This window comes from Streptomyces sp. NPDC085481 (assembly GCF_044541845.1).
Taxonomy (GTDB): domain Bacteria; phylum Actinomycetota; class Actinomycetes; order Streptomycetales; family Streptomycetaceae; genus Streptomyces.
This window is the reverse complement of the sequence record NZ_JBITTJ010000014.1, coordinates 1-17,349: the sequence shown is the minus strand read 5'-3', so window position 1 is coordinate 17,349 and position 17,349 is coordinate 1. Positions and strand designations below refer to the sequence as shown.

Here is a 17,349-nt window from a genome sequence, read left to right as displayed (position 1 = left end):
CACCAGCGCTCGCGTCAGAGCGCGCGGCCCAGCTTCTGCGCGACCTCCGTCGCCCAGTAGGTGAGGATCATCTGCGCGCCGGCCCGGCGGATGCCGGTGAGCGCCTCGAAGATCGCCTTGTCCCGGTCGATCCAGCCCTTCTCCGCCGCGGCCTCGACCATCGCGTACTCGCCGCTGATCTGGTACGCGGCGACGGGCACGTCGACCGACTCGGCGACCTTGGCGAGGACGTCGAGGTACGGGCCGGCCGGCTTGACCATCACCATGTCGGCGCCCTCTTCGAGGTCGAGCGCCAGCTCCCGCAGGGACTCGCGCACGTTGGCGGGGTCCTGCTGGTACGTCTTGCGGTCACCGGTCAGGGAGGAGCCCACGGCCTCGCGGAAGGGCCCGTAGAAGGCGGAGGAGTACTTCACCGTGTAGGCGAGGATCGACACGTCCTCCTTGCCGATGGTGTCCAGGGCGTCGCGGATCACCCCGACCTGGCCGTCCATCATCCCGGACGGGCCGACGACGTGGACGCCCGCGTCGGCCTGCACCTGGGCCATCTCGGCGTACCGCTCCAGGGTCGCGTCGTTGTCGACCCGCCCGGCCGCGTCCAGGACACCGCAGTGCCCGTGGTCCGTGTACTCGTCGAGGCACAGGTCCGACATGATCACCAGGTCGTCCCCGACCTCGGCCTTCACGTCCCGGATGGCCACCTGCAGGATCCCGTCGGGGTCCGTGCCCGCCGTACCGGCCGCGTCCTTCTTCGCGTCCTCCGGCACGCCGAACAGCATGATCCCGGAGACGCCGGCCTCCACCGCCTCGACGGCCGCCTTGCGCAGCGTGTCCCGCGAGTGCTGCACGACCCCGGGCATCGCGGTGATCGGCACCGGCTGCGTCACGCCCTCCCGCACGAACGCGGGCAGGATCAGATCGGCCGGATGCAACCGCGTCTCGGCCACCATCCGCCGCATGGCAGGCGTAGTCCGCAGCCGCCGCGGCCGCGCCCCGGGAAAGGATCCATACGAGTTCATGCCTCCGAGGCTACGCCCGCGGAATCGGTGCATTTACCGACACCTTGTTGCCGCGTCGTGCGTTGCCGCGTCGTGCCGACCCCCCACGCAAAGGGTGCGGGCCCCGAAGAGGACCCGCACCCCAAAGACACCGACTACGTCGTGCGCCGGCGCCTGGCGCCGGGCCGCCGCTCGCTGGGCCGCGTCACCGGATCGCCCGCCTCCAGCGCCGCCTCCCGTCGCCGCAGGCCGAACTCCGCCAGCGCCTCCGCCAGCTTGTGCACCGACGGCTCGGGCGAGAGGACGTCCACCCGCAGCCCGTGCTCCTCGGCCGTCTTGGCCGTGGCGGGGCCGATGCACGCGATGACCGTCACGTTGTGCGGCTTCCCGGCGATGCCCACCAGGTTCCGCACCGTGGACGACGACGTGAAGAGCACCGCGTCGAAGCCGCCGCCCTTGATCGCCTCACGCGTGTCCGCCGGCGGCGGCGAGGCCCGTACGGTCCGGTAGGCGGTGACGTCGTCGACCTCCCACCCGAGCTCGATGAGCCCGGCGACCAGCGTCTCGGTCGCGATGTCGGCGCGCGGCAGGAAGACGCGGTCGATCGGGTCGAAGACCGGGTCGTACGGCGGCCAGTCCTCGAGGAGACCCGCCGCGGACTGCTCACCGCTCGGCACCAGGTCCGGCTTCACGCCGAAGTCGACGAGCGCGGCGGCGGTCTGCTCGCCGACGGCCGCGACCTTGATCCCGGCGAAGGCGCGGGCGTCGAGCCCGTACTCCTCGAACTTCTCCCGCACCGCCTTCACCGCGTTGACCGAGGTGAAGGCGATCCACTCGTAGCGCCCGGTGACCAGGCCCTTGACCGCCCGCTCCATCTGCTGCGGGGTGCGCGGCGGCTCGACGGCGATGGTCGGCACCTCGTGCGGCACCGCGCCGTACGAACGCAGCTGGTCGGAGAGCGACGCGGCCTGCTCCTTGGTACGCGGCACGAGCACCCGCCAGCCGAACAGCGGCTTGGACTCGAACCACGACAGCTGGTCCCGCTGCGCCGGGGCGCTGCGCTCGCCGACCACGGCTATCGCCGGCCGGTGTCCCTCGGGCGAGGGGAGCACCTTGCCCTGCTTGAAGACCTGGGCGATGGTGCCGAGCGTCGCGCTCCAGGTCCGCTGCCGGGTGGTGGTGCCCGCGATGGTGACGGTGAGCGGGGTGTCCGGCTTACGGCCGGCCGCCACTAGCTCACCGGCGGCGGCCGCCACGGCGTCGAGCGAGGTGGAGACGACGACGGTCCCGTCGGACGCGCCGACCTCGGCCCAGCACCGGTCGTCGGCGGTGCGGGCGTCGACGAAGCGCACGTCGGTGCCCTGAGCGTCGCGCAGCGGCACACCGGCGTACGCGGGCACGCCGACGGCGGTGGCGACACCGGGCACGACCTCGAAGGCGATGCCCTCGGCGGCGCAGGCGAGCATTTCTGCGCCCGCGTTCCCGTCGAGGCCGGGGTCGCCGGTCACCGCTCGGACGACCCGCTTGCCGCCGCGTGCGGCCTCCATGACAAGATTGGTCGCATCCCTCAACACGGGGACACCGACGGTTGTTGACGCTTCGTCGACAACCGTCAGCTCAGGCGTGCTCACGCCCGCGCGCGCATGGCCGCGAACGACTTCGAGCACCTCCGGCTCGGCGATCAGGACGTCCGCGCCGGCCAGGGCTTCGACGGCCCGGAGCGTCAGCAGTCCGGGGTCGCCTGGTCCGGCGCCGAGGAACGTGACGTGACCGTGGCCGTAGAAGGCGGCGGACGCGGGGCTGGTGGTCGGGCTGGTGGGGCTCAAAGTGCTCGCTCCCCCATAAGACCGGCCGCACCCTTGGCGAGCATCTCGTGCGCGAGTTCGCGTCCGAGTGCCACCGCCTCGTCGTAGGAGGTGGGTACGGGACCGGTGGTGGACAGCTGCACCAGCGTCGAGCCGTCGGTGGTGCCGACGACGCCGCGCAGGCGCATTTCGGTGACAACCTGCCCGTGACCGGGGTCGTCGGCCAGCAGGTCGGCCAGCGCACCCACAGGTGCGGAGCAGCCGGCCTCCAGGGCGGCGAGCAGGGATCGCTCGGCGGTCACGGCGGCCCGGGTGTACGGGTCGTCGAGCTCGGCGAGCGTGGCGACGAGGTCGGCGCTGGAAGCGGCGCACTCGATGGCCAGGGCCCCCTGACCGGGGGCGGGCAGGACCGCGTCGACCGACAGGTGGTCGAGCGACAGGGAGCCGGTGAGCTCCTCGGTTCCGCCGATGCGGTTGAGTCCGGCCGCGGCGAGTACCACCGCGTCGAGCTCTCCCTTGCGTACATAACCGACCCGGGTGTCGATGTTGCCCCGGATCGGTACGGTCTCGATGGTCAGGCCGTGGCTGCGCGCGTACGCGTTGAGCTGGGCCATACGGCGCGGCGAGCCGGTGCCGACGCGGGCGCCGGCGGGCAGCCGGTCCAGCGTGACGCCGGCCTGCGCGACGAGGACGTCGCGCGGGTCCTCGCGCTCGGGGATCGCCGCCAGCACGAGGTCGGGGTGCTGGGCGGTCGGCAGGTCCTTGAGGGAGTGCACGGCGAAGTCCACCTCGCCGGCGAGCAGCGCGTCGCGCAGCGCGGCGACGAACACACCGGTGCCGCCGATCTGCGCCAGGTGCTCGCGCGAGGTGTCCCCGTACGTCGTGATCTCCACGAGCTCCACGGGCCGGCCGGTCAACTGCCTGACGGCGTCGGCCACATGTCCGGACTGGGCCATGGCGAGCCTGCTGCGCCTGGTCCCGAGCCTCAGTGCCCTCTCGGTCATACTCGCCCTCGGTTCTTGACGTCACCGTCGTTCAGGTCGGCCCGGCTGACAGAGGCAACCGTCCCCGGGTCGAGGTCGAAGAGTGTCCGCAGCGCGTCGGCGTACCCGGCGCCGCCGGGCTCGCTGGCGAGCTGCTTGACGCGCACGGTGGGCGCGTGCAGGAGCTTGTCGACCACGCGGCGCACGGTCTGGGTGATCTCGGCGCGCTGCTTGTCGTCGAGACCGGGGAGGCGGCCTTCCAGGCGGGCGACCTCGCCGGCCACCACGTCGGCGGCCATGGCGCGCAGGGCGACCACGGTCGGCGTGATGTGCGCGGCGCGCTGAGCTGCGCCGAAGGCGGCGACCTCGTCGGAGACGATGGTGCGCACCTGGTCGACGTCGGCGGCCATGGGCGCGTCGGCGGAGGCCTCGGCCAGCGACTCGATGTCGACGAGCCGGACGCCGGGCATGCGGTGGGCGGCGGCGTCGATGTCGCGGGGCATGGCGAGGTCGAGCAGGAAGAGCGGCTCGCCGCGGCCCTGCATCGCGGTTTCGACGGCCTCGCCGGTGAGGACGAGTCCGGTGGCTCCGGTGCAGGAGACGACGATGTCGGCACGTGTCAGTTCGTCGCCGACGGCAACCATCTCCACCGCGCGTGCGGCCACACCCGTTCCACCGGGCTCGCGCAGGATCTCGACGAGCCGGTCGGCGCGGGCGGCCGTGCGGTTGGCGATGACGATCTCGCCGACGCCGGCCCGCGCGAGGGTGGCGGCGGCCAGCGAGGACATCGAGCCGGCTCCGATGACCAGGGCGCGCTTGCCCTTGGCCCAGCTGTCGACGTCCGCGCCGTCGGCCAGCTGCTCGAGGCCGAAGGTGACGAGCGACTGCCCGGCCCGGTCGATGCCGGTCTCGCTGTGGGCACGCTTGCCGACCCGCAGCGCCTGCTGGAACAGGTCGTTCAGGAGGCGTCCGGCGGTGTGCAGCTCCTGGCCGACCGCGAGGGCGTCCTTGATCTGGCCGAGGATCTGGCCCTCGCCGACGACCATGGAGTCCAGGCCGCAGGCCACCGAGAAGAGGTGGTGGACGGCCCGGTCCTCGTAGTGCACATAGAGATAGGGGGTGAGCTCTTCGAGGCCGACGCCGCTGTGCTGGGCGAGCAGCGTGGACAGCTCGGCGACACCGGCGTGGAACTTGTCCACGTCGGCGTAGAGCTCGATGCGGTTGCAGGTGGCCAGGACGGCGCCCTCGGCGGCCGGTTCGGCGGCGAGGGTGTCGTGCAGCAGCTTGGCCCGGGCGTCCCCGGAGAGGGAGGCCCGCTCCAGGACGCTGACGGGGGCGCTGCGGTGGCTGAGACCGACGACGAGGAGGCTCATGCGGGCATCACGGCGGGCATGTCCCCGTCAGGTCCCTTGCGGCCGGCGTCCGCCGCGCCACGGGCGGCGGGCGGTACGACGGCGGTGTCGACGCCCGGCTCGGCGCCCGACTCCTCGCCGGCCTTGCGCTGCTCGTGGAAGGCGAGGATCTGCAGCTCGATGGAGAGGTCGACCTTGCGCACGTCCACGCCGTCGGGCACGGAGAGCACGGTCGGGGCGAAGTTCAGGATGGAGGTGACCCCGGCGGCCACGAGCCGGTCGCAGACCTGCTGGGCGACGCCGGCCGGGGTGGCGATGACGCCGATGGAGACGCCGTCCTCGGCGATGATCTTCTCGAGGTCGTCGCTGTGCTGGACGGGGATCCCGGCGACCGGCTTTCCGGTCATGGCGGGGTCGGCGTCGATCAGCGCGGCGACGCGGAAGCCTCGGGAGGCGAAGCCGCCGTAGCCGGCGAGCGCGGCGCCGAGGTTACCGATACCGACGATGACGACGGGCCAGTCCTGGGTCAGGCCGAGCTCGCGGGAGATCTGGTAGACGAGGTACTCGACGTCGTAGCCGACGCCGCGCGTCCCGTACGAGCCGAGATAGCTGAAGTCCTTGCGCAGCTTCGCGGAGTTGACCCCCGCGGCGGCCGCGAGCTCCTCGGAGGAGACCGTGGGTACGGAGCGCTCCGACAGCGCCGTGAGGGCACGCAGATACAGCGGAAGCCGGGCGACGGTGGCCTCGGGAATTCCTCGGCTACGGGTCGCCGGTCGGTGAGTTCGGCCAGTTGCCACGGTGCTCCTGCGGGATGAGCGGGGCTGCAGGCGGCCATTTGTCCCAGGACCGCCCCGTCGAATGCAGGCTATGTCTTTGTGAACGCGTGCACAAAGATGGTGTCCGTTTTGTCCGGCCAAAGTGACCGGGGTCACGCGGCCGGTTCGCGACCGTGCGGAACCGCCAGGAGCGTCGGCGCGTTGAGATCCCGAAGGGGGCAAAACCGCACACTCTCCTTACGACGCCGCCCCCGAAACCCAACAAAACGTCCATGATGGTAACCGGCTTTCGGTCACGCACCCAGTTCACGCCGGAGCCGCCCGGCGTCCACACGCCAGAAGGTGTGCTGCTCGCCGTCGACCAGAACCACGGGGATCTGCTCCCAGTACGCGCGACGGAGCTCCTCGTCCTCGGTGATGTCCTTCTCCTCCCAGAGTGCTCCTGTCTCCGCACAGACGGCCTCGACGACCGCCCTCGCGTCGTCGCACAGATGGCACCCCGGCTTGCCGATCAGCGTCACCGTCCGCGGACCGGCCTTCTTCTTCGTACGTCCGAACATGACGTCCATTCTGCGCGGCCCTCGGTAACAGGTGCGCCGCTCACTGTTCACACCACGGCATCCTCACAAGTCGGGAAGTACCGAACAGACTGGCTATGCTCAACGGCATGGCCGCTCTGGGATGGCTCACCCCCCGTAGGCGCTCCGCCACCGCGCGCAGCGTCCTGGCAGGCGAGGCCGCCGCCGAGGCGGCGCGCAAGTCCTCGCTCCAGCTGGAACAGGAGCGCGAGGAGGCCGCCGCCACCGAAGCCGAGCCCGCGGAACCCGAGTTCCCGGTCGCCGGCGACGCGCGGGCCGCAGCCTTCTTCGACCTCGACAACACCGTGATGCAGGGCGCCGCGATCTTCCACTTCGGCCGCGGCCTGTACAAACGGAAGTTCTTCCAGCGCCGCGAACTCGCCCGCTTCGCCTGGCAGCAGACCTGGTTCCGGCTCGCCGGCGTCGAGGACCCCGAGCACATGCAGGACGCCCGCGACAGCGCCCTGTCCATCGTCAAGGGCCACCGCGTCTCCGAACTGATGTCGATCGGCGAGGAGATCTACGACGAGTACATGGCCGACCGCATCTGGCCCGGCACCCGCGCCCTCGCCCAGGCGCACCTGGACGCCGGCCAGAAGGTCTGGCTGGTCACCGCCGCCCCCGTCGAGACCGCCACGATCATCGCCCGCCGCCTCGGCCTCACCGGCGCGCTCGGCACGGTCGCCGAGTCGGTCGACGGCGTCTACACCGGCCGGCTCGTCGGCGAGCCCCTGCACGGACCGGCCAAGGCCGAGGCCGTACGCGCCCTCGCCGCTGCCGAGGGCCTGGACCTCGCGCGCTGCGCCGCGTACAGCGACTCCCACAACGACATCCCGATGCTCTCGCTCGTCGGCCACCCCTACGCGGTCAACCCGGACACCAAGCTGCGCAAGCACGCCAAGGAGCGCGACTGGCGGTTGCGCGACTACCGGACCGGCCGCAAGGCGGCCAAGGTCGGCATCCCGGCCGCGGCCGGCGTCGGCGCGCTCGCGGGCGGCACGGCCGCCGCACTCGCCCTGCACCGCCGTCGCCGCTGATCTCCGCCGGGCCGCCGCCCGACCTCCGGCCCGCTCCCGGCCCGGCCTCCGACGGCTCTCCCCCGACTGCCGTCCGGCGCGCCGGACGCCGTCGGTTGATCATGCCGATACGTTTCGGCCGCGATCATCTGCGACAACCCGAGACCAACGCCCCTCACCCGTACGTGGTCGAACACCTCCGCACACATCGACCACCGGGCATTCCCCCCTCCCTACCCGGCAGCGGCCACGATCACTCCCCCGTCCCGCACTCGGGCACAACCCAACACACCCCCGGTCACACTCGGAAGCAATCCGATCAACAACCGGTCACGAAGTGCGACTCGATCCGCCTGCAAGCAGTAACAGAAGCGACGGAATCGATGATTTGAGCAACTGGGTGTAGCGCTGCCTGTACGAAGCGTTATTCTCCTCAGACGCACAACGGACCCACACTTCGCCACCACGAGTGAACGGTCCCGCACTGCACGTGATGGAAGCTCTGCCTCTGGGAGTCCCGTGTACCCACACGTCGGGGTTGACGCCTCGGGCCTGGCTACGCTGCGCGCAACGGTCCTCGACCACTTGCGCGGCTTCGTCCCCACCGCGTACGCCGGCCTCGTACCCGCCTTTGGCGGACCCGCCTTCGCCGGACCGGCACCCGCCGGTCCCTGCTACGCCCTTGCCGAGAGCGGTGCCGCCGTCGGCAGACGCGGCACCCGGGGAGGCGCCGGCACCTCGACCGCCGCCCGCAGGCCCACCGCCGACAGCGACAGCGCCCGCATGATGGACCTGGTCGAACGCGCCCAGGCCGGCGAGGCCGAAGCGTTCGGCCGTCTGTACGACCAGTACAGCGACACCGTCTACCGCTATATCTACTACCGCGTCGGCGGGAAGGCGACGGCGGAGGACCTCACCAGTGAGACGTTCCTGCGCGCCCTGCGCCGGATCTCCACCTTCACCTGGCAGGGCCGCGACTTCGGCGCCTGGCTGGTCACCATCGCGCGCAACCTCGTCGCCGACCACTTCAAGTCGAGCCGCTTCCGCCTCGAAGTGACCACCGGCGAGATGCTCGACGCCAACGAGGTCGAGCGCAGCCCGGAGGACTCCGTCCTCGAGTCCCTCTCCAACGCCGCACTCCTCGACGCGGTCCGCCGCCTCAACCCCCAGCAGCAGGAGTGCGTGACCCTGCGCTTCCTCCAAGGCCTGTCGGTCGCCGAGACCGCCCGGGTCATGGGCAAGAACGAGGGGGCGATCAAGACCCTCCAGTACCGGGCCGTCCGCACCTTGGCCCGCCTCCTCCCGGACGACGCCCGCTGAGCGCTCCGCGCCCCCCACAAGCGCCCCCACCACCGGCCTCACCCGCCCCGCTCCGCCGCGCCCCGCTCCACCCCTCCCCCCACGTCCCCACTACCCGAGACCAACTCACAGTCGGTGACGCCTCGATGACGCACTGGTCCGATCATCTTTCGCGCGTAACCCAAGTGCCGCGCCGCTCGTTGTGCGAAATGCAGGCTCCCTGTGGTCACGCCATGTCCACTTCCACTCACTCTTTCGTGTGGATGCGCTCAAGGTGTGCAACCTTCCGAACCCCCCGGGGAGTCGACCGTCATGACGAGAGGAGGTGCCGCCAGTGATCGCGAACGTATCGGCGCACCGGCGGGCGAACGCCTTCGCCCAGGCCCTGGAGGATCGGGCGTCCGAGGGCGCGGCGGCCGAGCAGCCCGAGGTGTCGGCCGAACCGGCCGAGCAAGGGCGGCTGTTGGCCCTGGCGAACGGGCTCGGCGAACTGCCGAAGCCGAAGATGGACCCCGAGGTCAAAGTGGTGCAGCGGGCTCAGCTCGTCGCCGCCATGGAGACGATGCTCGCCGAGGGGAGCGCGGGCGCGGGACCCACGGTGCCGGAGCAGCGGACGGCAGGCGGCAAGGGGGCCCACCGGGCCTCCCCGCTCCGGAAGTTGCGACCCCGGTCCCGCTGGACCAAGGGCCTCGCGGCAGGCGGCCTCACGGTCGGTGTCGCCGCGGGAGCCTTCAGCGGAGTGGCCGCCGCCAGCTCCGACGCCCTGCCGGGTGACTCCCTCTACGGGCTGAAGCGCGGCATGGAGGACCTCAAGCTCGGGATGGCGGACGACGACGCCGACCGGGGCGGGATCTACCTCGACCAGGCCTCCACCCGGCTGAGCGAGGCCCGCAGGCTGATGGAGCGCGGCCGGGCCGGCGACCTCGACCACGAGTCGCTCGGCGAGATCCGGCGCGTCCTCGACGGCATGAAGCACGACGCCGCCGAAGGCCACCGCCTGCTCCGCCAGGCCTATGAGCGGGACGGCGAGATCGGCCCCATGGCCCGGCTCAACTCCTTCGCCCAGGCCCACCGGGCCACCTGGGACGGCCTGCGCGACCGGCTCCCCGTCCAGCTCACCGACGTGGGCGACGACGTGAACGACGTCTTCGACGCCATAGACGAAGAGGTCGAGCCGCTCCAGTCGGTACTTCCCCGCACCCCCGAGCGCGGCACCATCGGTTCCGGCGGCCCGAGCACGCCGCGACACACCCCGGCCGGCCCGCAGCGCACGCACAGCTCGCCCGCCGCCCCGTCCGCGACCGGCGACGCCACCCAGCCCCACCCGTCCGGCTCCAGCACGGGCACGGGCGCACCACAGGACGGCGGCCTCCTCGGCGGCAACACGGGCGGCCTGCTCAACCCGCCACAGCCGGGCCAGAGCACGTCCCCGTCCGGCGAGGACTCCCTCCCGCCGGCCCCGGACGTGACCATCCCGCCGATCCTGCCGGGCCTGCTGCCGGGCCTGGGCATCGACAGCGAGGACGTCAGGTAGCCCGCGGTACGGGAAGGGGGCCACCCGGCCGCACTGGGTGGCCCCCTTCCCGTACTCGGAAGACCGCCGTACTCGGAAGAACCAAGCTCAGAAGAACACCGACCGCCGCTGCACCAGCAGCTTGTACAGCGTGTGCTGGATCTGCTCGCGCACCTGGTCCGTCAGGTTGAACATCAGCATCGGGTCCTCCGCCGCCTCCTGCGCGTAGCCATCCGTCGGGATCGGCTCCCCGAACTGGATCGTCCACTTCGTCGGCAGCGGCATCGCCCCCAGCGGCCCCAGCCACGGGAAGGTCGGGGTCAGCGGGAAGTACGGCAGACCGAGCACCCGTGCCAGCGTCTTGGCGTTGCCGAGCATCGGGTAGATCTCCTCCGCCCCCACGATCGAGCACGGCACGATCGGCACCCCGGCCCGCAGCGCCGTCGACACGAAACCGCCCCGCCCGAAGCGCTGCAGCTTGTACCGCTCGGCGAACGGCTTCCCGATGCCCTTGAAGCCCTCCGGCATCACACCGACGATCTCCCCGGCCCGCAGCAGCCGCTCCGCGTCCTCCGCGCAGGCCAGCGTGTGCCCCGCCTTGCGGGCCAGCTCGTTGACCACCGGCAGCATGAAGACCAGGTCGGCGGCGAGCAGCCGCAGATGACGGCCGGCCGGATGGTGGTCGTGGACGGCGACCTGCATCATCAGGCCGTCCAGCGGCAACGTCCCCGAGTGGTTGGCCACCACCAGGGCCCCGCCCTCCTTGGGGATGTTCTCGACACCCTTCACCTCCACCCGGAAGTACTTCTCGTACACCGGGCGGAGCAGCGACATCAGGACCTGGTCGGTGAGCTCCTTGTCGTAGCCGAACTCGTCGACCTCGTAGTCGCCCGTCACCCGCCGCCGCAGGAACGCGAGCCCGCCCGCGAGCCGCCGCTCCCAGCCGCCCGAAGCGGCCGGCGCGGGAGCCGGGGCCGGAGCCACGGGTGCGGCCGACGGCTCCTCGATGGCCGCCGGCTCGTCCACGGTGTGCTGCTGCGCCGGCAGCGCCCGTACGGCGGCCTCACGGCCGTGGGTGGCGGGCCTGCGGCGGGCCCGGGACCGGTCGTCGTCGAACGGAATGACCTTGGCGTCCGCCATCGCGATCTGGGCTCCTATTCAGCGGGCTGTGCGGTCGGTGAGGGCGCGAGCCGCCCGGCGAGCCGGTCCACCGCCCCGGCGAGCAGCTCCGGCGGCAGCAGCCCGGGGCCCCGGCTGTTCGCGAAGTCCGCGAAGGCCTCCGCGGTCGTGAACCGGGGCGCGAAGCCGAGGGTCTCGCGCATCTGGACGGTGGACACCACCCGTCCGTGGGTCAGCAGCCGGATCTGCTCCGGCGAGAAGTCGGTCACCCCGACCGTACGCAGCGCCTGCCCCACCCAGGTCACCGCCGGCAGCAGCACCGGCACCGTCGGCCGCCCGAGCCGCCGCGCGCACTGGGAGAGCAGCAGCACCCCGTCGCCCGCCACGTTGAACGTGCCGCTGTTGAGGGTGGCCCGGCGCGGCTCGCGCGCCGCGAGCTCCAGGACGTCCATGACGTCGTCCTCGTGGACGAACTGCAGCCGCGGGTCGTAGCCGAAGACGGTCGGCAGCACCGGCAGCGCCAGGTACTCGGCGAGCGGCGAGTCCACCCGCGGGCCGAGGATGTTCGCGAACCGCAGCACGCACACCGCCACGTCCGGCCGGCGCCGGGCGAAGCCCCGTACGTACCCCTCGACCTCGACCGCGTCCTTGGCGAAGCCGCCGCTCGGCAGGGACTTCGCGGGGGTGGTCTCGGTGAAGACGGCCGGGTCGCGGGGCGCGGAGCCGTACACGCTGGTGCTGGACTTCACCACGAGCCGCTTGATCCGCGGCGACTTCTGGCAGGCGCCGAGCAGTTGCATGGTGCCGATGACGTTGGTCTCCTTGACCGACGTACGGCCGCCGGAGCCGAGCGCCGTCCCGGTGACGTCCATGTGGACGACCGTGTCCACGTCGTGCTGGGCCAGGACCTTCGCGATGGCGGGCTGCCGGATGTCCGCGCGGACGAACGCGGCGCCGCCGAGCGGGTGCGGGGAGTCGATCGCGTCCACGGCGATCACCCGCTCGACCTCCTGGTCACGCTGCAGGCGCCGTACGAAACGAGCGCCGAGGTGCCGGGCCGCCCCGGTGACGAGCACGACCTTGCCCAAGATCAGCGCCTTCCGTCGGTCAAATCGGTCTTCCGTCGGTCTTCCATCGGTGTTCCGCTGACCGCCACCGTAGCGCCTCCACATTTCGGCGCAATAAAAAGCGTGGCCCCCCACCGGAAAACGGTGAAGGGCCACGCCGACGCAGTACGCCGTCGTTACAGCGTCGCTTACTTCTTGTTGCGACGCTGAACGCGGGTGCGCTTGAGCAGCTTGCGGTGCTTCTTCTTCGCCATCCGCTTACGCCGCTTCTTGATAACAGAGCCCACGACTACCCTCGCTCACTACTCGGAACATCCCCGCGCCAGCGGGGATCGGTGCGGGGCGTCTGGGCCCACACGACCTACGAGGGGCTAGCCTACCGCCCCGAGCGACGCGCAAGTAATCCGAGGGTGGATCCGGGCTTCCGGCCGCGCGCTCGCTACGCGGTCGCCACCCCCACGAAGGACTCCCTGAGGTATTCGTGAACCGCCTGTTCCGGCACCCGGAAGGACCTCCCCACCCGGATCGCCGGCAGATGACCGCTGTGCACCAAGCGGTACACGGTCATCTTCGAGACGCGCATCACCGAGGCGACCTCCGCCACGGTCAGAAACTTCACCTCGTTGAGAGGCCTGTCGCCAGCAGCCATGACCCACCTGTACCTTCCGCACACGACGCACACCGGCTTCCCCTCCGGTGACTCTTCGTCGCTGAGCGCTCACGCCCAGACTAGGGGCGGGTGGTACGAGTGGGGAAGAGGAGCTGCCATCGGCCGTTTACCGTGACAGACACGCTCGATTGAGTACATAGCGAGTGAGTGGACGGTAGTAGTCCGACCGCACCGCGTCATCAAGCGGAACGGCCACGGACACCTGCCCTTCCGCCTCCCCGACGAACAGCGCGGGATCATCCGTATCCGCCAGGCCGATGGCCTCGATACCCAGCTGACCTGCCCCGCAGACCCAGCCGTGATCCCCGACCACCAGCTCCGGCAGCGGCCCGCCGCCCTCGACCGCGCTTTCGAGCGCGGCCCTAACCGGCAGCGGTGAATGCGTGTGCGCCCCGGTCTCACGCCCCGCACCCGACAGGTCCGGTTCTCGCACCAGCGCGACACCCCGTACGTAGTCCACGAGGTACGTACGTACGCCGAACCGGGTCGTTATGTCGACACATCTCCCCTGCGCCGGGGTGAGAACAAGACATCCCGCCGCCGACAAAGCGTCTGCGAGCGCGGCGTAGAAACCGAGCAGACGGTGCGGATGGCCCGTCCCCAGCAGCACCGGAGCACGCCGACCCGCCGCCTCCCCGAGCCGCTCCGCGAACGCCGCCAGCCCACCCAGGGTCCGCTCCGGATCGATCTCGTCGGGCCCCGAACGGTGCGCCGGATCACCCGACACCCCGCACCGCTCGGCCATCAGCCGCAGCAGCTCGGCCTCTCCCCACGCCCACTCCGGGTCCATTCCGAGCGTCACCCGCGGATCGCCCGCCGCGAAGAGCCGGTAGCTCCGCAGACTCCGCTCCCGCGGGGTCGCCACGGTCCCCGCCAACCCCGCCGCCAACAGATGCGCCCGCAGCGCCCCGGTACTCAACACCCACCCGATGCTGCCCGAACACCCCCGAGGCAGGGTCAGAACCAGCCGTACACCGCACAGTTGGCGTAACGGTCCTGCCGACGCCACGACAGGCCCGTACGAAGCTCAGGCCAGCAGCCCGCGCAGCGGGAACACCGCCCTGCGCGTCGCCAGAATCGCCTGGTCGAGCCGGTCCGCAGGGTCGTAACCCCCCGCCCACTCCCGCCAGTCCACCGGCCACAGCCCGTCCGTCATCCGCGCCGGCCCCAACTGCCGCGTCCGCGCGTACACCTGATCCCGCCACGATGACGGGATCACCGACTCCGGATCCACCGGAGCGTGCGCCGCGATCCCCACCAGATGCGTCCACGACCGCGGTACGACGTCCACCACCGCGTACCCGCCACCGCCAAGAGCCACCCAGCGGCCGCCCTCGACATACGCGTGCGCCAGCTCGTGACACGCCTCCTGCACCGCCCGCTGCGCGTCCAGCGACACCGCCAGATGCGCCAGCGGATCCTCGAAATGCGTGTCCGCGCCGTGCTGCGTCACCAGCACCTGCGGCCGGAAATCGGCCAGCAGCTCCGGCACCACCGCGTGGAAGGCCCGCAGCCACCCCGCGTCCCCGGTCCCGGCCGGCAGCGCCACGTTCACCGCCCCGCCCTCGCCGGCACCGGCCGCGCCCGTCTCCTCCGGCCAGCCCGTCTGCGGGAACAGCGTCCGCGGATGTTCGTGCAGCGAGACCGTCAGAACCCGCGGATCCTCCCAGAACGCCGCCTGGACACCGTCCCCGTGATGCACGTCCACATCCACGTACGCGACCCGCTCCGCACCCAGCTCCAGCAGCCGGGCGATCGCCAGCGACGCGTCGTTGTAGATACAGAAGCCGGACGCGGCCCCCGGCATCGCGTGGTGCAGGCCGCCCGCGAAGTTCACCGCGTGCGCCACGTCCCCGCGCCACACGGCCTCCGCCGCACCCACCGACTGGCCGGCGATCAGCGCCGACACCTCGTGCATCCCCGCGAACGCCGGATCGTCGACCGTCCCGAGCCCGTACGCCTGGTCCGCGGCCTTCGGATCCGCCGAGGCCGCCCGTACCGCCGCCACATAGTCCTCGCGGTGCACGAGCCGCAGCGTCGACTCCCCGGCCGGCTGCGCCGCCACCACGTCCACGGCCCGGTCCAGCCCGTACGCCCGCACCAACCCCATGGTCAGCTCGAGCCGCACCGGATCCATCGGGTGCTCCGGCCCGAAGTCGTACCCCGTGACAGCTTCATCCCACATCAACAGTGCGCGGCCGCTCATGCCCGCCACCGTATCGGGCCGGACTCGAACCGAACGACGTGGCGTACCCCACCGTCACGAGCACCAGCACCATCGGCACCACCATGGCCCCCCGATAGCTCCACGCGTCCCCGAGCGCCCCCACCAGCGGCGAGCCGATCAGGAACCCCACGTAGTTGAAGACGTTCAGCCGCGCCACCGCCACATCGCTGGACCCGGGGAACAGCCGCCCGGCCGCCGCGAAGGTCTGCGGCACGATCACACTCAGCCCGAGACCGAGCACCGTGAACCCGGCCATCCCCACCCAGGCCCCCGGCGCCACCGCCACCACCGCGAAACCCAGCGCCGCGAGCACCGCCCCGCACCGCACGACCAGGGCCGCCCCCAACCGCCGCACCCCGAAGTCGCCGATGGACCGGCCGAGCAGCGTCGTCACCATGTACGCGTTGTACGGCACCGTCGCCAGCTCCTCCGAGCTGTGGAGGACGTCCTGGAGGTACTTCGCCGACCAGTTGGAGACGGTGGAGTCCCCTATGTACGCGAAGGTCATGACGAGACACAGCGGCAGCAGCAGCCGGAACGCGACGCCGCCGGTCCCCTTCTCCCCTGCTTCCCGTGCGACGGGCCCCGGCTCACCGTCCACATACCAGCGGCTGCCGATGAACGCGGCAGGCAGCAGCACCGCCACCACCGGCAGATAGGACACGAACAGCGACAGATGCCAGTGCGCCCCCACCCAGGCCAGCGAGGCGCCGGCGATGCCGCCCAGGCTGTACGCGGCGTGGAAGCCGAGCATGATGCTCCGCCCGTACGCCCGCTGGAGGCTCACCCCCAGCATGTTCATGGACGCGTCGAGCGCCCCGACCGCGAGCCCGAACACCCCGAGCGCGACGGCCACCTCCCACAGGGCCGTCCCCGCCCCGACCCCGAGGAGCGCGAGCAGCACGACGGGCTGGGCCCAGCGCAGCACCGCCCCTGGACCGATCCGGGCGACGACCTTCTCGGTGAGGACGCTGGACACGCCGGCGAGCACGGGCACGGCCGCAAGGAAGAGGGGCAGCAGCCCGTCGGATATCCCGTACCGGTCCTGGATCGCCGGTATTCGGGTCACGAGCAGGGCGAAGGTGACCCCCTGCACGAAGAAACCGACCGCCAGGGATCCCCGCCCACGCCGCAACCGCGCATCCGTCATGGCGGCACAGCGTAGGCCCGGGACCTACCGAGCGGTAGATGGATCACCACCCCAATGTCGCCGCCAGCTCGTCCATCGCCCCGAAGTACCCGGTGGCCCCGGCCAGCCGCTCCCGCGGCGTCATCGCCGTGAACCCGTACACGTCCATCCCCGCCGCCACCGCGGCCTGCACCCCGAGCCCGCTGTCCTCGACGACCACGCACCGCTCGGGCGCCACGCCCATGCGGGCGGCGGCATGGAGGAAGAGGTCGGGCGCCGGCTTCCCCCGGCCGACGTCCTCGGCACTGAAAACGATCTCGTCCCGGAACCACCCGTCCAGCCCGGTCTTCCGGTGCCCCACCCGGATCCGCTCATGGCTCCCGGACGACGCCACGCAGTACGGCACACCGTCGTCGGCCAGGCGCTTGAGCACGTCGGCGACCCCGGCAACGGCCTCCAACTCCCGCTGGAACGCGGCGAACACACGCCGGTGAAACGTCTCGTCGAAGTCCTCCGGAAGCCGCTCTCCGGTTCGCTCCAGAACGAGCTCGTGAATGCGGTGCATGGCCGATCCCATGTAGTCGCGGATCGAGTCCTCGTACGAGGTGGGATGCCCGAGTTCGGTGAGGTAGCCGGCCAGGATGGTGTTGGAGATCGGCTCACTGTCGACGAGCACGCCATCGTTGTCGAAGATGATCAGTTCGTAGCGCATGGAGATCACCCTAAACGCAGAAAAGCCCCGCACCATAAGGTGCGGGGCTTTCCCACAATGATTGTTCGGCGGCGTCCTACTCTCCCACAGGGTCCCCCCTGCAGTACC

Annotated in this window: 17 protein-coding genes; 3 read left to right on the top strand and 14 right to left on the bottom strand. The window is 71.4% G+C overall.

Going from position 1 to position 17,349, the window contains the following annotated elements; genetic code table 11:
- Positions 1–14: 14 nt before the first annotated feature.
- The 6 genes from hemB to ACIGEZ_RS26290 form a co-directional block, all read right to left on the bottom strand.
- Positions 15–1,016: a porphobilinogen synthase gene (hemB, locus tag ACIGEZ_RS26315; RefSeq protein ID WP_399835321.1), complete on the bottom strand. Its 1,002-nt coding sequence runs from the start codon at positions 1,014–1,016 to the stop codon at positions 15–17.
- Positions 1,017–1,150: 134 nt separating this feature from the next.
- On the bottom strand, positions 1,151–2,821 hold the full coding sequence (locus ACIGEZ_RS26310) for a uroporphyrinogen-III synthase (protein ID WP_399835318.1): 1,671 nt from the start codon (positions 2,819–2,821) through the stop codon (positions 1,151–1,153).
- The gene (gene hemC / locus ACIGEZ_RS26305; RefSeq protein WP_399835314.1) at positions 2,818–3,804 is read right to left on the bottom strand and encodes a hydroxymethylbilane synthase; all 987 of its coding nucleotides are present in this window, start codon (positions 3,802–3,804) and stop codon (positions 2,818–2,820) included. The genes ACIGEZ_RS26310 and hemC overlap by 4 nt, the downstream gene beginning before the upstream one ends.
- A complete protein-coding gene (locus ACIGEZ_RS26300) occupies positions 3,801–5,156 on the bottom strand; it encodes a glutamyl-tRNA reductase (protein WP_399835311.1) in 1,356 nt (451 codons plus the stop codon). Before ACIGEZ_RS26300 ends, hemC begins: the two co-directional genes overlap by 4 nt.
- On the bottom strand, positions 5,153–5,932 hold the full coding sequence (locus ACIGEZ_RS26295; protein ID WP_399835309.1) for a redox-sensing transcriptional repressor Rex: 780 nt from the start codon (positions 5,930–5,932) through the stop codon (positions 5,153–5,155). Before ACIGEZ_RS26295 ends, ACIGEZ_RS26300 begins: the two co-directional genes overlap by 4 nt.
- 272 nt (positions 5,933–6,204) lie before the next feature.
- Entirely contained in the window at positions 6,205–6,480 is a 276-nt protein-coding gene (locus tag ACIGEZ_RS26290; RefSeq protein ID WP_399835307.1) for a glutaredoxin family protein, read from the bottom strand.
- A 98-nt stretch (positions 6,481–6,578) separates the two neighbouring features.
- On the opposite strand from ACIGEZ_RS26290, the gene ACIGEZ_RS26285 reads away from it, so the two are divergent.
- The 3 genes from ACIGEZ_RS26285 (at position 6,579) to ACIGEZ_RS26275 (ending at position 10,338) form a co-directional block, all read left to right on the top strand.
- The gene (locus ACIGEZ_RS26285; protein ID WP_399835304.1) at positions 6,579–7,526 is read left to right on the top strand and encodes an HAD family hydrolase; all 948 of its coding nucleotides are present in this window, start codon (positions 6,579–6,581) and stop codon (positions 7,524–7,526) included.
- 498 nt (positions 7,527–8,024) lie between these two features.
- A complete protein-coding gene (locus ACIGEZ_RS26280; protein ID WP_399835301.1) occupies positions 8,025–8,825 on the top strand; it encodes an ECF subfamily RNA polymerase sigma factor, BldN family in 801 nt (266 codons plus the stop codon).
- A 313-nt stretch (positions 8,826–9,138) separates the two neighbouring features.
- Complete coding sequence (locus tag ACIGEZ_RS26275) at positions 9,139–10,338, top strand: DUF5667 domain-containing protein (protein WP_399835298.1); 1,200 nt, start codon at positions 9,139–9,141, stop codon at positions 10,336–10,338.
- A gap of 87 nt (positions 10,339–10,425) precedes the next feature.
- On the opposite strand, the gene ACIGEZ_RS26270 is transcribed toward ACIGEZ_RS26275, so the two are convergent.
- From ACIGEZ_RS26270 to ACIGEZ_RS26235, 8 genes are all read right to left on the bottom strand, one after another.
- Positions 10,426–11,457: a lysophospholipid acyltransferase family protein gene (locus tag ACIGEZ_RS26270; protein WP_399835296.1), complete on the bottom strand. Its 1,032-nt coding sequence runs from the start codon at positions 11,455–11,457 to the stop codon at positions 10,426–10,428.
- A 14-nt stretch (positions 11,458–11,471) separates the two neighbouring features.
- Complete coding sequence (locus ACIGEZ_RS26265) at positions 11,472–12,524, bottom strand: NAD-dependent epimerase/dehydratase family protein (protein ID WP_399835293.1); 1,053 nt, start codon at positions 12,522–12,524, stop codon at positions 11,472–11,474.
- A 167-nt stretch (positions 12,525–12,691) separates the two neighbouring features.
- Positions 12,692–12,790: a 30S ribosomal protein bS22 gene (locus ACIGEZ_RS26260; RefSeq protein ID WP_003948845.1), complete on the bottom strand. Its 99-nt coding sequence runs from the start codon at positions 12,788–12,790 to the stop codon at positions 12,692–12,694.
- Between the two features lie 152 nt (positions 12,791–12,942).
- Positions 12,943–13,152, bottom strand: coding sequence for a helix-turn-helix domain-containing protein (locus ACIGEZ_RS26255; protein WP_046910004.1), 210 nt, complete (start codon positions 13,150–13,152; stop codon positions 12,943–12,945).
- Positions 13,153–13,279: 127 nt separating this feature from the next.
- Entirely contained in the window at positions 13,280–14,095 is an 816-nt protein-coding gene (locus ACIGEZ_RS26250; protein WP_399835291.1) for a phosphatase, read from the bottom strand.
- A 105-nt stretch (positions 14,096–14,200) separates the two neighbouring features.
- Entirely contained in the window at positions 14,201–15,379 is a 1,179-nt protein-coding gene (locus tag ACIGEZ_RS26245) for an acetoin utilization protein AcuC (RefSeq protein ID WP_399835288.1), read from the bottom strand.
- Positions 15,348–16,550 carry an MFS transporter gene (locus ACIGEZ_RS26240; protein WP_399835285.1) on the bottom strand — a complete coding sequence of 401 codons (1,203 nt, stop codon included), beginning with the start codon at positions 16,548–16,550 and terminating at the stop codon, positions 15,348–15,350. Before ACIGEZ_RS26240 ends, ACIGEZ_RS26245 begins: the two co-directional genes overlap by 32 nt.
- Before the next feature lie 43 nt (positions 16,551–16,593).
- The gene (locus ACIGEZ_RS26235) at positions 16,594–17,241 is read right to left on the bottom strand and encodes an HAD family hydrolase (protein ID WP_399835283.1); all 648 of its coding nucleotides are present in this window, start codon (positions 17,239–17,241) and stop codon (positions 16,594–16,596) included.
- Positions 17,242–17,349 lie beyond the last annotated feature (108 nt).

What these genes read in the sequence shown, in the direction of transcription:
- ACIGEZ_RS26245 (WP_399835288.1), bottom strand. Translation starts at nt 15,379, where the DNA reads ATGAGCGGCCGCGCACTGTTGATGTGGGATGAAGCTGTCACGGGGTAC.
- hemB (WP_399835321.1), bottom strand. Translation starts at nt 1,016, where the DNA reads ATGAACTCGTATGGATCCTTTCCCGGGGCGCGGCCGCGGCGGCTGCGG.
- ACIGEZ_RS26285 (WP_399835304.1), top strand. Translation starts at nt 6,579, where the DNA reads ATGGCCGCTCTGGGATGGCTCACCCCCCGTAGGCGCTCCGCCACCGCG.
- ACIGEZ_RS26290 (WP_399835307.1), bottom strand. Translation starts at nt 6,480, where the DNA reads ATGGACGTCATGTTCGGACGTACGAAGAAGAAGGCCGGTCCGCGGACG.
- ACIGEZ_RS26255 (WP_046910004.1), bottom strand. Translation starts at nt 13,152, where the DNA reads ATGGCTGCTGGCGACAGGCCTCTCAACGAGGTGAAGTTTCTGACCGTG.
- ACIGEZ_RS26270 (WP_399835296.1), bottom strand. Translation starts at nt 11,457, where the DNA reads ATGGCGGACGCCAAGGTCATTCCGTTCGACGACGACCGGTCCCGGGCC.
- ACIGEZ_RS26235 (WP_399835283.1), bottom strand. Translation starts at nt 17,241, where the DNA reads ATGCGCTACGAACTGATCATCTTCGACAACGATGGCGTGCTCGTCGAC.
- ACIGEZ_RS26240 (WP_399835285.1), bottom strand. Translation starts at nt 16,550, where the DNA reads ATGACGGATGCGCGGTTGCGGCGTGGGCGGGGATCCCTGGCGGTCGGT.
- hemC (WP_399835314.1), bottom strand. Translation starts at nt 3,804, where the DNA reads ATGACCGAGAGGGCACTGAGGCTCGGGACCAGGCGCAGCAGGCTCGCC.
- ACIGEZ_RS26300 (WP_399835311.1), bottom strand. Translation starts at nt 5,156, where the DNA reads ATGAGCCTCCTCGTCGTCGGTCTCAGCCACCGCAGCGCCCCCGTCAGC.